Source organism: Streptomyces pimonensis, assembly GCF_041380215.1.
In the GTDB taxonomy this organism is placed as follows: Bacteria; Actinomycetota; Actinomycetes; order Streptomycetales; family Streptomycetaceae; genus Streptomyces; species Streptomyces pimonensis.
The window spans coordinates 136922-150962 of sequence record NZ_JAHWZY010000006.1; the positions used below are offsets into that span (position 1 = coordinate 136922).

The window sequence follows — 14041 nt, forward strand, 5'->3', positions numbered from 1 at the left end:
CTCGTGTCCTTCGAGGGCCGCCGTTCCCCATGGCCGGACCCGCTGCGCATCCTAGTGGCTGCTTGTGACATGAGCAGAGGCGGTGGAGTAGGGACCTCAAGTGCGCCGCCGGGCTCCGGACAGCACTCGGGTGTGCCGGAGCCGATCCGTCAGGCCGACACCGTCTCCCGCGTCCCCTCGCCCGCCAGCTCTCGCAGCTTCTCCCGCGTCTCGGGGTCCGTCGAGTGGACGATCGTGCCGACCATGCCGCGGGTCAGCAGCACCTTGTAAGTGTTGCGGATCAAGCGGTCCACGTCGGTGTCCGGCGTGGATTTCCTGAAAACCGGGTCCTTGGAGGCGGTGCGGTCCGTGACCCACCGGTCGCCGCGCCAGAGCAGATCCGGGCCGACGATGACGCCGGACCAGTCGTACTCGAAGCCTTGGGCGGTGTAGACGCAACCCACCTGACCGAAGCCGGCCGGATCGGTGGCCCACAGGGCGGCCGGGGGCGCGCCGGAGACGGAGCGGTCGCCGCGCAGGTTCCAGGGGCGGGCCCAGTCGCCGATGACGACGTCCGGCGGCAGCGGCTCGCCCGGCTTGGGTTCCGGGGACCAGCGCCAGCAGTAGCCCGCGGACATACGGGCGCCGTACCCCTGGGCGCGGCGGGCCTCGAGGAACGCCTCCATCTCCTGCGGGCTGTCGGCGACCAGCAGCTGCATGCGGCCGTCGGGTTCCCAGACGACCGGCCCTCCGGCCTCGAGGCCGAGCAACCGGACCACCCAGCGCAGGTAGGCGTCGCTGCCGCCGCAGCGGAACTGGCTGTCCAGCGGGACGACGTGGCAGGGAATGCCCCGCTTCGCCGCCGCCTCCTTGATGTCGGCCACGGTGCCCATCTCACCGGGGCGCACGACCTGGTGCTCGTCGAGGAAGAAGACGGGCACGTAGGCGACGTCGATGAGTTCGTCGATCTGGGCGCGGCCGGTCCGCAGGGCGGCGCGCGTGTAGCGGTTGGCCGAGGTTTCCCGGATGCGGTGGGCCTCGTCGCAGATCAGGGCGCCCAGGCTGTTCTTCTCGGCCGTCATGAAGCTGTTGAAGTACTTGAAGAGGTCCTGGACCTCCCGCTTGCGGGCCCCGGCGATCTTCCGCATCGTCTTGGTGAAGGACTGGGAACCGGTGGCGTGCAGCGCCGGTACACCGCGTCGGTAGAGTTCGCCGAGCAGTTGGAGGGCGATGACGCTCTTGCCGGTGCCGGGGCCGCCCGTGACGATGACGACTTCCTTGCGGTCGGCGTTCTTCGCCTTCCGCACCGCGTTGAGCACCATGCGGTACGCGACCTGCTGCTCGTCGAGGAGCACGAACTGCGTCCGTTCCCGCACCTCTTCGGCGGCCACGGACATCAGCTGCCTCGACGGCACCGTGGCGCCGTCGCGCAGTTCGTCCGCCGCTCGCGCCCCCGGGTGCTTGTCACTCAGCCTCGAACGAAGGTGGTCGAGGAAGGCGCCGCGGCGCTCACCGGTGAAGAGCAGGCCATGGCCGTCCCGCTCGATCTCGCGCAGCCCGGTCACGCCGAACTCGGTGGCGTTGTGCAGGAACGCCACCCCGCTGACCCGGTGGCCGTGTTCCGCCACCGCTCCGTTGAAGTTGACCAGGTACTCGCAGTAGCGGTGCACCTGCTCGACCGGGTTGAGGACGGGGTGGGTGTAGGCATCGACGTGGCACAGGGTCGGATCGTCCTCGTGCGGCAGGGCCCGGCTCCACTGCTTCAGCTCCACCACCACGTACGACGGCTCCCCCGTGGCCGGATGGACTCCGGCGAGGACGACGTCGGCGCGCTTGCTGTTCAGCGGGAGCGCGTACTCCAGCATCATCTCCACGTCACCCAGGCCGGCGTCGGTGAGCGCGGCGGACAGGACGGGGATGCTGCGCTCCCAGGAGCGGACCTCCGAGGTGCCGGGCCGGTAACCGTGCATGTGGACGAACTGGTCGGTGAGGTGCAGGAACAGCGAACCGTCGAGCGCCATGACGGCGACCGTTTTCGCGGACGCGCGGAACAACAAGGACTTCCCCCAGGCAGCACGAAAGACTCGTGCGGGTGGGGGCATGTCCTTCGAGACTCCACCGTGGTGGAGCGGAAGCCCGTCGGGCCGCGTTGACGACGTCCGCGAGATTACCTTGTGGCACTGACAGACGTCCTGGTGGCCACCGAGGCGGCCGAGGCCCGTATCGGGTGTTCCCGGCCGCCTCCCGATCGTGTCCCCCGTCAGCCGTGCGACCGTGCCGCGGCGACGCTCGCGCGCCGCTCCGGTGGATCCGGTTCCTCGTGGAACCCCGGGGGGTGCTGGCCGGCGTGGCGGGCGAGTGCGTCACGGACCTGCGTCGGCGATTTCACCGCCTTCGGGAATCGCGGTTCCACCTTCACGCACAGCCGCGAGAACCCTGCTTCCGGGGTTCGAACAGGTGTGGAGCAACCGCGTCGACCGGAAAGCAGGAGGACCAAGTGACGCGCACCACGCCCGAGCACCCCGTCGATGTCGAGGCATTGTTCCCCGAGCTCCGGGAACACCGTCGCACGAGCACTCGGCTGCACCCCCGGCAGGCTCCCCGGAACCCGGGCACAGCTCGGTGGGGGCCCGTTCCTGTGGCCCGCCGCCGAGTCGTGGCCCGTATGCACCGTGCGGCACGACAAGCGCAGCGGGTACCGGCCGACCGATGTGCGCCCGGAGCGCCGGATTCCCGACGAGGCGTGGCAGCGGGCCCCTCAGCGCGTCCCCTCGGACACGGAACGTGCGGTCCTGGCGGAACTCTGACCGGGCCTGCACGCTTCCGGGATCCGCGACGAGGACCCGATTCCGCTGCTGGCCCCCGCCCAGTTGTACACCCGTGACATCCCGGATCTGGCGGGTCCCGACGTCTGCGACCTCCTTCAGGTCTTCTGGTGCCCGTTCGAGGCCCATGGCCCGGATCGCACGATCGACGTGGTTCTGAGATGGCGCCGTTCACAGGATGGGGCGGAGACGCTGACGGACATTTCCGAGCCGGTGGTCGTCGGCCGCAAGGAACGCGTGCCCCATCCTTGCGCACTCGACCCCGAACAGGTGGTGGAGCACGAGTATGTCGGCCTGCTCGACCCCGAACTGCGGGAAAGGATCGAACTCTGGGAAGAGGAACTCCTCGACGCGGAGGACGCCTCCGCCGGCCCCGGAAACTACGACAGCTACGAGGAGTACGAAGCGGCCATGGGCGGCGGTGGACCGGAGGGGGACGAGCTCACGTACCAGCACGACCTGTCCATCGCACCGGGCTGGAAGGTCGGCGGGTTCGCCTCACGGCACCTGACCGACCCCGCTCCCGTCGTCTGCTCCTGCGGTGCCGGCATGCGGCCCCTGCTGACCGTCCACGGCCGGGAGTGGGACAGCGGCACACTGAACTGGGTTCCGCTGGAGGACCTCGACGTGCTGCGCCTCCCGGGCGCGAACGTGCCCGCCGGCGTATACCTCGGGCGCGGCCTGATGTGCGTCTTCGTCTGCCCCGCAGATCCCGCACACCCGCACCGGCTCAGCTTCCAATGAAACCCGGACCTTCCGTGTCGTACCAGGCGTACGCGTTGCGGCGCTCGTGAAGAACGTCGGGCCCGAAGCACCCCCGCGGCTCTGCCCGGACATGCCGTACGGCCGGCCCCGGCAGCAGGTCCGGCCGTACGGCGCGGGGCGCGTGCCCGACCGGGACGCCGACGGGCGGCCGGCTCGGGACGGCCCCGGCGTCGACGCGTCACGGCGTCGGCGGCGCCGTCCCGCAGTCGGGCACGCCGTCGAGCCACGCCGCCCCCTTGATGTAGATGTTGGTCACCCATGCCCTGTAGTCCGGCAGGTACGACCACACGTCGTTGGTGTAGCCGTCGGAGGTGACCGATTCGGCGTGCTTCTGGCACCGGACGCGGATGGTGGTGGAGTACGGGAAGGCGTAGACGCGGGCGGCGCCGAGGGAGGGTGCGGTCTTGGTCCACACGCCGGTGCCCCACGTCTGGTGGATGTGACCGGTGACCGGCCCGGTGTCGACGCGGACGGCGCCGAAGTAGCCGTCGAGGCGGACGTCGCTGACCATCAGCCTGGTGCCGGACTCCTTGGCCTCGACCATCCTGCCCGCGCCCAGGTAGATGGCGATGTGGTGCAGGTCCTGCGAGGTGCCCCAGGCGAGCAGGTCGCCCGGGACCAGCGGGGCCAGGCCCTGGGCGGCGGTGAAGCGGGCGGCGGCGCGGTGCGTGTAGTACTGCTGACTGGCGATGCCGTTGAGGATGTCGGAGCCGGCCGCCTCGGCGTACGCGTGGCGGACCAGGCCCGAGCAGTCGAAGCCGAGCCGCTCGGGGTCGTGTTCGCTGTCCGGGTCGGTCGGGTCGACCTGGCCGTACGTGGGACCCGGCCGGGCGCCGTGCCCGCCGCCCCACGTGTACCAGGTGCCGGCCGCGACCTCGGCGCAGGCGGCGGCGATCGCGCGTTCGGCCGCCGCGGGGGCTCCGGGTGCGAGGGCGCCGCACGTGTCGGCGGCCGTACGCTGCGCGGGCGCCGGGGTGTTCGCGGCGGCGGCGGTCACCGGCGCCCAGAGGAGGAGGGCGAGCAACGCGATCAGTGTGCGGATGGGACCGGTCCGGCGGACCATGCCAGGACCCCCGTTTCCTGTGGCTGGTGGGAGGAGTGGTCGCTCAGGAGCCTGCTGGCCGCGCCGCGCGCTTGTCGAGGAGCCAGGTGTCGCCTCCCTGCGCCGGGCAACGGGAAACGCCCGGGAAACCCCCTCGGAGCAGGTGGGTCGCCGTCACCCCCGGCCGTGGCAGGGCGCTCCGTCGGAGAGGGGGACACCGGGCAGGAGCTTCGCGCGCGCGTCCGCGTCGACGCCGGCGCGCAGCCGGCAGATCCGCTCCAGCCGGGCCCCGGGATCGAGGTCCCACAGCCGTACGGTGCCGTCCGTGCCGGCGCTGACCACCGTGCGCCCGCCGGGAGCGAAGGTCACGCTCCACACCGCGTCGGTGTGGCCCGTCAGCGTCGCCCACGGACGCCGTCCGGCGACGTCCCACAGGCGCACCGTACGGTCGTTGCCGCTGCTGGCGAGCGTGCGGCCGTCGGGGGCGAAGGCGATGCCCCGGGTGGAACCGGTGTGGCCGGTCAGGACGGCCTCGGCCCGGCGTTCGCGGACGTTCCACAGCCGTACGGTGCCGTCGTTGCCGCTGCTGGCCAGGGTGCGCCCGTCCGGGGTGAAGGCCACGCCGCGCACCGCGCCGGTGTGGCCCTTCAACGTGCCGAGCGGGCGGCGCGAGGAGACGTCCCAGAGCCGTACGGTCAGGTCGTCGGCGGCGCTGGCCAGGATGCGGCCGTCGGGGCTGAAGACGACGCCGTTGGCGAAGTCCCGGTGGCCGGTGAGCGTCGCCAGCGGCGCGCGCCGCGCCACGTCCCACAGGCGCACCGTGCGGTCGGCGCCGGCCGAGGCGAGACTGCGGCCGTCGGGGGCGAAGGCGAGGCAGAAGACCTGCCCGGTGTGGCCGGTCAGGGTCGCCAGCGGTGCCCGCGCGGTCACGTCCCACAGCCGGACCGTGCCGTCGGAGCCCGCCGACGCCAGGGTGCGCCCGTCGGGGGCGAAGGACACCGAGAAGACGGCCCCGGTGTGTCCCCGCAGCGTCGCCAGGAGCCGGCGCCGGCCCACCTCCCACAGGCGTACCGTGTGGTCGGCGTCGGCCGTGGCCAGCAGCCGTCCGTCGGGGCTGTACCGGGCCTGCCAGACCTCCGTGAACGGACGGGCCCTCAGCACCGGGCCGCCGAGGTCCCACAGGACCACGGACCGGTCGAAACCGGCCGTGGCGAGCAGGGTGCCGTCGGAGGTCACGGCCGCCCCCATCACGTAGTCGGTGTGGCCGGCGAGCACGGCGGTCTGCCGGCGGCTGCGGACGTCCCACAGCCTGGTCGTCCCGTCGCCGACCGCGCCGACGACCGTGGCGCCCTCGTGCGTGTACGCGACGGCGTTGATGTCGTCGTTGCTGCCGGACAGCGTCGCGTCGAGCCGGCCGCCGCGCACGTCCCACAGCCGTACGGTCCGGTCGACGCCGCCGGAGGCCACCTCCCGGCCGTCCGGGGAGAACGCCGCGCCCAGCACCTCGTCGGTGTGCCCCTCGAGCACGTCGAGGGGCCGGGCCCGGTCGGTGTCCCACAGGCGCACGGTCCGGTCGGCTCCGGCGGAGACCAGGGTCCGCCCGTCGCGGGAGTGGTCCAGGGCGTTGACCGCCCCCTCGTGCCCGTCGAGGGAGGCGGTGAGGCGGGGCGTGCGCGCGGTGTCCCACACCTGGACCGGCCCCCGCGCGGTCGCGACGGCGAGCCGGTGTCCGCGGGGGTCGAAGGACAGCGCCCGGGCGCCCTTCGTGCCGTCGGCGAGCACGGCCTTCCTGCGGCGCTCGGCGATGTCCCAGAGGCTCACGGGCCCGCGCGTCGACGTCGCCGCGAGGGTGCGGCCGTCGGGGCTGAAGGCGACCGAGCGGACGGGGCCGGAGACGGCGAGCACGGCGGTCGTACGGCGGTCCGACACCCGTCGCAGGGTCACCGTGCCGTCGGAACTGGCGCTCGCCAGGGTCCGGTCGTCCGGTGCGAGGACCACCGCGTTGACCGGCCCCCGGTGACCGCCCAGCCGGCCGGAGAAGGGCTGGGACTGCGTGCTCAGCAGCGCACCGCGCGCCTCGGTGGTGGCGTGGGCCCGGTAGGCCTCCCCGGCCAGCAGCATCGACGCCTCCGGCTGGCCTTCGGCGAGCGACGCGGACCGCACGGCGAGCGCCTGGGAACGCGCGACGCGTTCCTGGTGGAGGGCGCTCTCGCGCTGCTGGTGGGCGAGGCCTCCGGCGGTCAGGGCGAGCCCCAGCAGGACGACGAGCGTGGCGAGCATCGACTGCCGGATCCGGACCTGGCGTCTGGCCTGCCTCTCGTGGCCTTCCTGTTCGGCCAGGCTCGCCCGGAGGAACGTCTCCTCCACGGGGCCGAGCCGGCCCCAGCCGTCCAGTTCGTCGGCCCAGGAGCGCACGGTGCTCAGCCGGGTGCCGCGGTACAGCGCGGACGGATCACGGCCTTCACGCTCCCATTCGGCGGCGGCGTGCGCGAGTTGCTGGTGCAGGAGCAGTCCGGCGCGGTCGGCGTGGATCCAGTCCCGCAGCCGTGGCCAGGCGTGCAGCAGGGCCTCGTGGGTGATCTCGACGGTGTCGCTGTCCATGGTGATCAGCCGGGCCCGGACGAAGGCGTCGAGCGCGGCGGCCGCGCCGTCCGCGTCGGCGAACTGCTCCATCAGGCCGGCCCCGCTCGTCCGGCGGCGGGTCGTCCCGCCGCCGTCCGCGACGTACACCAGACGGGACAGGACGCGGCGGATCGTCCTCTGCTCGGCCGGGTACAGCCGGGCGAAGACGTTCTCGGCGGTCCGCGCGATCGCGCCCCGGATCCCGCCGGCCCGCTCGTATCCGGCGACGGTCAGCACGGATCCCTCGCGCCGCTGCCAGGTGGCCAGCAGGGCGTGGGAGACGAGGGGGAGGACGCCGGAGGGCGTCGCGTCGGCGCCGGCACCGGCGTCCGCCCCGCTGCCCGGCGGTGGGCCGCCCTGCTCGTCGCGCAGCCCCGCGTCACGCAGGAGCAGGGGCACCAGGCCCGGCTGGAGGGTCAGTCCGGCGAGCTGCGCCGGCCGGGTGATGGACTCCCGCAGCTCCGCCACGGACATGGGCGGCAGCACGAACAGTCCGTCGGTGAGGACCGGGGCCAGTTCGGGGAGGTCCAGGCAGTGGCCGGTGAAGTCGGCCCGGACGCCGAGCACCACGACGGCGGAACCGTGTGCGCTCTCCTCCGGCCGGGGGGCCGCCAGCCCGCAGAGCACCCGGACGAAGGAGCGCCGCTCGTCCTCGTCCGCGCAGAGGGTGAAGAGCTCCTCGAACTGGTCGACGATCAGCACCGGCCGGCAGGGCGGGGGCCGGCGCTCCTCGGGCGGCGCCGGCGGGTCGTCCGCCATCGCGCGTACGGCGTCCAGCACCGCGTCGGGATTCTCGCGCACCTCCTCGACGGTGACGGCGAGGTCCCCGCCCACCGCTTTCGCGGTGCGTTCCAGGAGTTCGTCCAGGGGTCGTGAGGTGGGGGTGAACGCCACCACCGGCCACCGGTCGGCGCCCGGCATGGGCAGGTCGCCGCGCCGCAGGGCGGGCACAAGTCCGGCGTTGAGCAGGGACGACTTGCCCGCGCCCGAGGGGGCGACGAGTATCAGCGGACCGCTTCCCACTCGTTCGAAGACCCGTTCCACCAGTGCGGCCGTCGCACGCTCCCGGCCGAAGAACCAGTCCGCGTCCTGCGGGGTGAACGCCGACAGGCCGCGGTAGGGACACGCCCCGTCGGACTGCCGTTCGGGAGCGGCGGGCTCGGCGCCGCTCCCACTGCCGGCGGGCGGCCCCTTCTGTACGAGCCTGAGCAACTCCCCCTCGGCGTCCAGGACTCGGTCACAGATACGGGCGATGTCGGCGGTCGCCCGTTTCGCGCCGGTCTCGATCTTGCTGAGGTAGCCCTTGCTGTAGTGCGTCCGCCGCGCCAGGTCGGCCAGCGACAGGCCGCGCGCCCGTCTGAGTCGTCTTAGTTCCGCGGGGAAGGAGGACGTGGCCGACGCGTCCCGATCCCGCTCGTTCCCCTGGTCGGCTTCATGCCCGTGCTGCGGATCTCCCACGGAGTCCCCCATGCGGTGCGGCCGTGAGACGGTGGAATCCCAGGCTACTGCCGGAGTGGTGAGGACAGCCGAACCTTTCACTCGGAGTGGCGAAAACACGAACATCCGGAACCATGGGGCGGTTCCGGACGTTCGTTCCCCGCCGCACGGACGGGTCGGGTCGGTCGGATCAGGTCAGGAAGGTCCCGCAGGCGCTGCGGGCCACCCACCTGTGCGAGGAGATGGTGTCGTTCGCGCTGACACCGCCGGTGAGCCGGTTGTCGGTCAGGTTGTCGGCGTAGAGCTCGCCCGGTGCGAGGCAGGCGTGGCCGCCGCCGTGGCTGGCGTGCTCGTAGAACGCGACGTGGTCGAGGCCGCCGGTGTAGCCGCGGTTCATGACGGACGTCGCCCGGTCCTGCGAGCCGCCCCACCAGCTGCTGTTGCCCGCGGTACTGATCAGCAGGGCGCCCGAGCAGTCCAGGTTCTCCCAGGCGTACATGTAGCCGTTGCGCGGCCCCCACTTGCTGTCGCAGCCGGGTCCGGCGACGGTGCTCCCGGCCGCCTGCGAGGTGGTGGCGGGTACGACGACGCCCAGGGCGGTGAGCCCGAGCAGGGCGGCCGTGACGGTGAACTTGCGCATGCTGTTTCCCCTCGTTTCCTCTGATGGTGTGGTGCGCCGGCGCCGGCGCACCGGGCCGGTGGCCCGGCGTGCCCTCACCGGGGGCGGGGCCCGCCCGGGAGCGGGAGGTGGTCAGCCTCGCTCCGGGACGATGCGCACCGCCCGGTCGTAGGCCCGCCGACCGAGGTGCCGGTAGGTGTCGATGTCCTTGCCGAACCGGTCGCGCAGGCGGTCCAGGTAGTACGTCTCCCGCGCCGTGGCCACGGCGCGCAGGGAGGTCTCGCGGGCGCAGGTCGCATCGGCGACGGCGGTCCTCCGCTCGGCGGCGAACGCCTCGTCGGCGCGGGCCGCGCCCAGCCGGGCGGTGTTGGCCCGGACGGCGTCGCGGGCGGCCTGGGGGTCCTCGTGGGGCCGGCCCGCCCTCTTCATGCACCGGGACCAGGCCCGCACCGCCGCGGTCAGGTGACGGTCCTTCATCAGCTCATCGCCGTACAGGGCGTTGAGGCCGGTGGCGATCTTTCCGGTGCGGTACCACTCGGCCGGGTCGCCGTAGAGCGCGCGCTCGGCCTCCTCCGTGCAGCCGCCGACGCGTTTGCGCGTCTGTCCGCCGCCCGGCAGCGACGCCGTGAGCATGCGGGCGCCGTCGCCGCCGTCGAGCGCGGCGTCGAAGGCGGCGCGCCGGGACGGGGAGAGGCTCTGGCGGTAGGTTCCGTTGGGGTTGCGTTCGTGGACGCGCAGGCTCTTCGCCTCGATCCGGCCGCCGTACCCGTGCGTACGGGCCCAGGCCACGTCGTCCTGCACGTAGCGCACCGGGCGGCTCTCCCGGAGCGTCAGGCCGCGGTCCTCCCAGTAGGTGAAGCCCTGGCGGTTCATGCACTGCTTGGTCAGGCGTTGTTGTGCGTCGGCGACGCGCAGTTCCTGTTGCCAGGTCAGTGCCGGGGGGCGCGGACGCGGATCCTGTCGTGCCCGGCCGTCGTCTCCGTCACCGCCGTCGGCGCATCCGGCCGTGACGGCCGCCACGACCGCGCACAAGGACACGAGCACACGCCTCATGGCCCCGCCCCCCTTCGCTGCCGCTCGCTGACGGATCCAGAGTCGCCCCGTTGCCGGCAGGGGTCGACGGGTTTCCCGTTGCCCGCCGGACGGCAGGCCGGGAAACAAGGTGCGAGCAGGGGGAACGTGGGGTGGGAGGCAACACGGCGGCCCCGGTGGGAAGCCGTGCGTCCGTGTGGGCGGCCCTCTCGTCCCGCCCACACGGAGGCGCCGGTGCGGAAGCCGCCCGTACGACACGCGGTCCGCGCCGCCCGCCCGCGCCGCCCCCGGCGGGACGTGAAGACATGGCGGATCACGGGTCCGGCACGTGCCCACTGCGTTCAACGCATTGACACGTGCATTACATGGGCTTTACGTTCCGGCCATCTGAGAGCGCTCTCAGAGTCTCCCCCTGTCACGACCCGAGGTGACGCATGCCATCCCCACGCACCAGGCCGGCGACCGTTCTGCTGCTGGCCTCAGCCCTCGCCGCCGTCGGCCTGGGCCCGGCCGCCGCACCGGCGGCCGCCGCCACCGTCCCCGTAGGCTCCGGCAGTTACTCCGACACCCGGCCTCCCGGCACGTCGGGCCCCACCACCAACACGGGAACGCCGGTCACCCCCAAGGTGACCGCGGCCGCCAAGGACCGGCCCGTGCCCACCAACGACTGGTGGTCCTCCCTGGCCTTCCAGCGCTACGGCGACAACCCGTACTCGACCCCCATGTACGGACACCCCCTCACCTACCAGGCCACGGCCGGCGGCCTCGACGTCGGCTACCCGACGACCCCCGCGATCACCGGCGACGGCCGCCAGTACGAGTACGCCCACAAGCGCGACCTCACCATCGGACTGACCGGCCTCAACTCCCCCGACACCAAGGCCGACGACTGGTCCGACTGGACGGTCACCCCCTACTGGTCCGACGGCGCCCGCACCCTGCGCACCACCATCGGCCACGGCTCCCCGTTCGTGTACGCCAAGGGCTCCGGCGGCGACGCCCAGATCACCACCGCCGGCGCGCCCGCCGTCTTCGCCGACCAGGGCAACGTCCTCGGCATCACCGTCGCCGGGCACCACTACGCCCTCTTCGCGCCGACCGGCAGCGACTGGAACGTCGCCGGATCCACCGTCACCGCGGGCCTCGGCTCCAGGGACTACTTCTCCGTCGCCGTGCTGCCGTCCACCGGCGCGCTGGCGACGTTCAAGAAGTACGCCTACAGCTTCGTCACCGGCTCCAAGGTGACCTGGAGCTACACCGGGGGCACCGTCGGGGCCACCTACACGCTCACCACCGAGGCGAAGGAAGGCACCGAGCGGGGCACGCTCCAGGCCCTCTACCGCCACCAGTGGCTGAACACCACGGATCCCCTGACCTCCTACACCTACGTCTCCCCGCGCGGCGCCATGAAGGTCCGCGAGTCGGCCTCCTTCACCACGCGTCAGAAGGCGGCGGCGGTGCTGCCCGCGCTGCCCAGGTCGAACGGCGTGGACGCCGCCCGGCTGCGCGGTTACCTGAACGAGGTCGTGAACGCCTCCGACCCCTTCTCCGGAGCCGCCGACACCTACTGGACCGGCAAGGCCCTCGGCCGCCTCGCCCAGCTCGTCCCGGTGGCCGACCAGATCGGCGAGACCGCCGTCCGCGACCGGCTGCTCGGCCTGATGAAGGGCAGGCTCCAGGACTGGTTCACGGCCGGAGGCGCCAACGGGTTCAGCTACGACAGGGACTGGAGGACCCTCACCGGCTACCCCGCCTCCTACGGCAGCGACACCGAACTGAACGACCACCACTTCCACTACGGCTACTACGTCTACGCGGCGGCGATCGTCGCCCAGTACGACCCGGCGTGGGCCGCCGACTCCGCCTGGGGCGGCATGGTCGAGACCCTCGTACGGGACACCGCCAACCCCAGCCGCACCGACACCGCCTTCCCCTTCCTGCGCGGCTTCGACGTCTACGCGGGCCACGGCTGGGCCTCCGGTCACCAGGGCTTCGCCGCCGGCAACAACCAGGAGTCCTCCTCCGAGTCCACCAACCTCAGCGCGGCCCTCGTCCTGTGGGGCTCCGCCACCGGCGACACCTCGCTGCGCGACCTCGGCACCTTCCTGCTGACCACCGAGTCGGAGTCGATCGCCCAGTACTGGTTCGACGCCGACGAGCAGGTCTTCCCGTCCTCGTTCGGCCACGACACGGCCGGCATGGTGTGGGGCAGCGGCGCGGCCTACGCCACCTGGTGGACCGCCAACCCCGAGGAGATCCACGGCATCAACGTCCTGCCCGTGACCGGCGGATCGCTTCACCTCGGCGGTGAGAAGGCCGCGATCCGGCGCAACATCGCCGAGATGGAGCGGGAGAACGGCGGCCCGGCCGTCGAATGGCGCGACCTGCTCTGGGAGTTCCAGTCCTTCGCCGACCCGGGCACGGCCAAGGCGAAGTGGGACGCGGGCCACGCCGGCTACACCCCGGAGGAGGGTGAGTCGAAGGCGCACACCTACCACTGGCTCACCACCCTCGACACCCTCGGCGCCCCGGACGCCACCGTGACCGGCGACATCCCCACCTCCGCCGTCTTCACCAAGGGGACGACCCGGACCTACGCGGCCCACAACCACGGACCGACGGCCCGCACCGTGACCTTCTCCGACGGCAAGACCCTCTCCGTACCGGCCCGTTCCACCGCGACCGGCACCGGAACCGGTTCGGGGGAGCCCGACCCCGGCCCGGAGCCGCCGACCGGCGACACCTTCCGGCTGCGCAGCGGCGGCGCCCTGACCACGGCGACCGGCGGCACGGCGGGCAGCGACACCATCGCCTCCGCCGGCGGCGCCAACCACGACGGCACCCCGCACCAGCCCCTCGTCTACGAGGCCCGCGGTGTCAACGGCACGCTCACCCCGGGCGCGCAGACCGCCTTCCGGCTCCAGGTGGACGCGGGCACCGCGGTCGGGCTGGGCCAGCAGGCCCGGATCAGCTACGACCTCACCGGCGACGGCAGCTTCGACCGGACCGAGACGTACCACTACTTCGCGACCGACCCGGTCACCGGATGGGAGGAGTACACGCAGGCGCGCGGCCTCAGGGCGGCCACCGGCACACCGGGCGACCTCAAGGGCGGCACCGTACGCCTCGAGGTGTGGAGCGCCATCGGCAACGGCGCCTCGAAGCTCCAGACGGGCACGGACAAGTCCGTGCTGGTGATCCCGTACAGCTGAACCGGCGAAGGGCGGCGGTGGGCATCGGTGTCCGGCCGGTGCCCACCGCACCGGCATGGCCGGCACCCGCGTCCCGTCGCTCGGCCGGTCCGGTCCGGGGTGTCATCGGCCGATTGTCCCGGCAGGCGCGCACCACCTGACCGACGTCATGACGGGAGCGACGGTGTGCGGTTGCTGTCGTACCTGATGCGCGTATCAATGCCGGTCACGTCGCACACCCTGGCATTCAGGCCGCCCTGTCTGTACCCGGACAGCGGATCGCTGGTGCCCGTCGGCTGTCCACGCCGACGCGCTCGGTTCGCACAGGACCGCGCGGCCGGGCAGTTGGCCGGCCGCGTGGGAGACGGCGGCCGGGGCTCCGCGCGGCAGCCTGCTCGGGGCGCTGCCGCTGATCGCGTGGTACGAGCACCGTGACGACGACGCGGAGGGGGCCGACTTCCGGGCGCCGTATCTGCTCGCCGTGGTCGACGCGGCTCTGGCGGACGTGGCCGCGGCTCCGCCGGACCGC

Annotated in this window: 7 protein-coding genes; 2 read left to right on the top strand and 5 right to left on the bottom strand. The window is 72.9% G+C overall.

Going from position 1 to position 14041, the window contains the following annotated elements; all coding sequences use genetic code 11:
* Positions 1–149: 149 nt before the first annotated feature.
* Entirely contained in the window at positions 150–2036 is a 1887-nt protein-coding gene (locus KYY02_RS08470; protein ID WP_371236996.1) for a DNA/RNA helicase domain-containing protein, read from the bottom strand.
* A gap of 1005 nt (positions 2037–3041) precedes the next feature.
* Here KYY02_RS08470 and KYY02_RS08475 point away from each other — a divergent pair.
* Positions 3042–3548, top strand: a complete 507-nt coding sequence (locus KYY02_RS08475; RefSeq protein ID WP_371236998.1) for a hypothetical protein — start codon at positions 3042–3044, stop codon at positions 3546–3548.
* A 199-nt stretch (positions 3549–3747) separates the two neighbouring features.
* Here the strand turns inward: KYY02_RS08475 and KYY02_RS08480 are convergent, their stop codons facing one another.
* From KYY02_RS08480 to KYY02_RS08495, 4 genes are all read right to left on the bottom strand, one after another.
* Complete coding sequence (locus KYY02_RS08480; RefSeq protein ID WP_371237000.1) at positions 3748–4632, bottom strand: C40 family peptidase; 885 nt, start codon at positions 4630–4632, stop codon at positions 3748–3750.
* 153 nt (positions 4633–4785) lie between these two features.
* Entirely contained in the window at positions 4786–8691 is a 3906-nt protein-coding gene (locus tag KYY02_RS08485; RefSeq protein WP_371237001.1) for an nSTAND1 domain-containing NTPase, read from the bottom strand.
* A 169-nt stretch (positions 8692–8860) separates the two neighbouring features.
* Positions 8861–9310 carry a peptidase inhibitor family I36 protein gene (locus tag KYY02_RS08490; protein WP_371237002.1) on the bottom strand — a complete coding sequence of 150 codons (450 nt, stop codon included), beginning with the start codon at positions 9308–9310 and terminating at the stop codon, positions 8861–8863.
* 111 nt (positions 9311–9421) lie between these two features.
* Complete coding sequence (locus KYY02_RS08495; RefSeq protein ID WP_371237004.1) at positions 9422–10342, bottom strand: hypothetical protein; 921 nt, start codon at positions 10340–10342, stop codon at positions 9422–9424.
* A gap of 413 nt (positions 10343–10755) precedes the next feature.
* Between KYY02_RS08495 and KYY02_RS08500 the strand changes: the two genes are divergently transcribed.
* Positions 10756–13533 carry a glycosyl hydrolase gene (locus tag KYY02_RS08500; RefSeq protein ID WP_371237005.1) on the top strand — a complete coding sequence of 926 codons (2778 nt, stop codon included), beginning with the start codon at positions 10756–10758 and terminating at the stop codon, positions 13531–13533.
* The last annotated feature ends 508 nt before the right edge of the window (positions 13534–14041 follow it).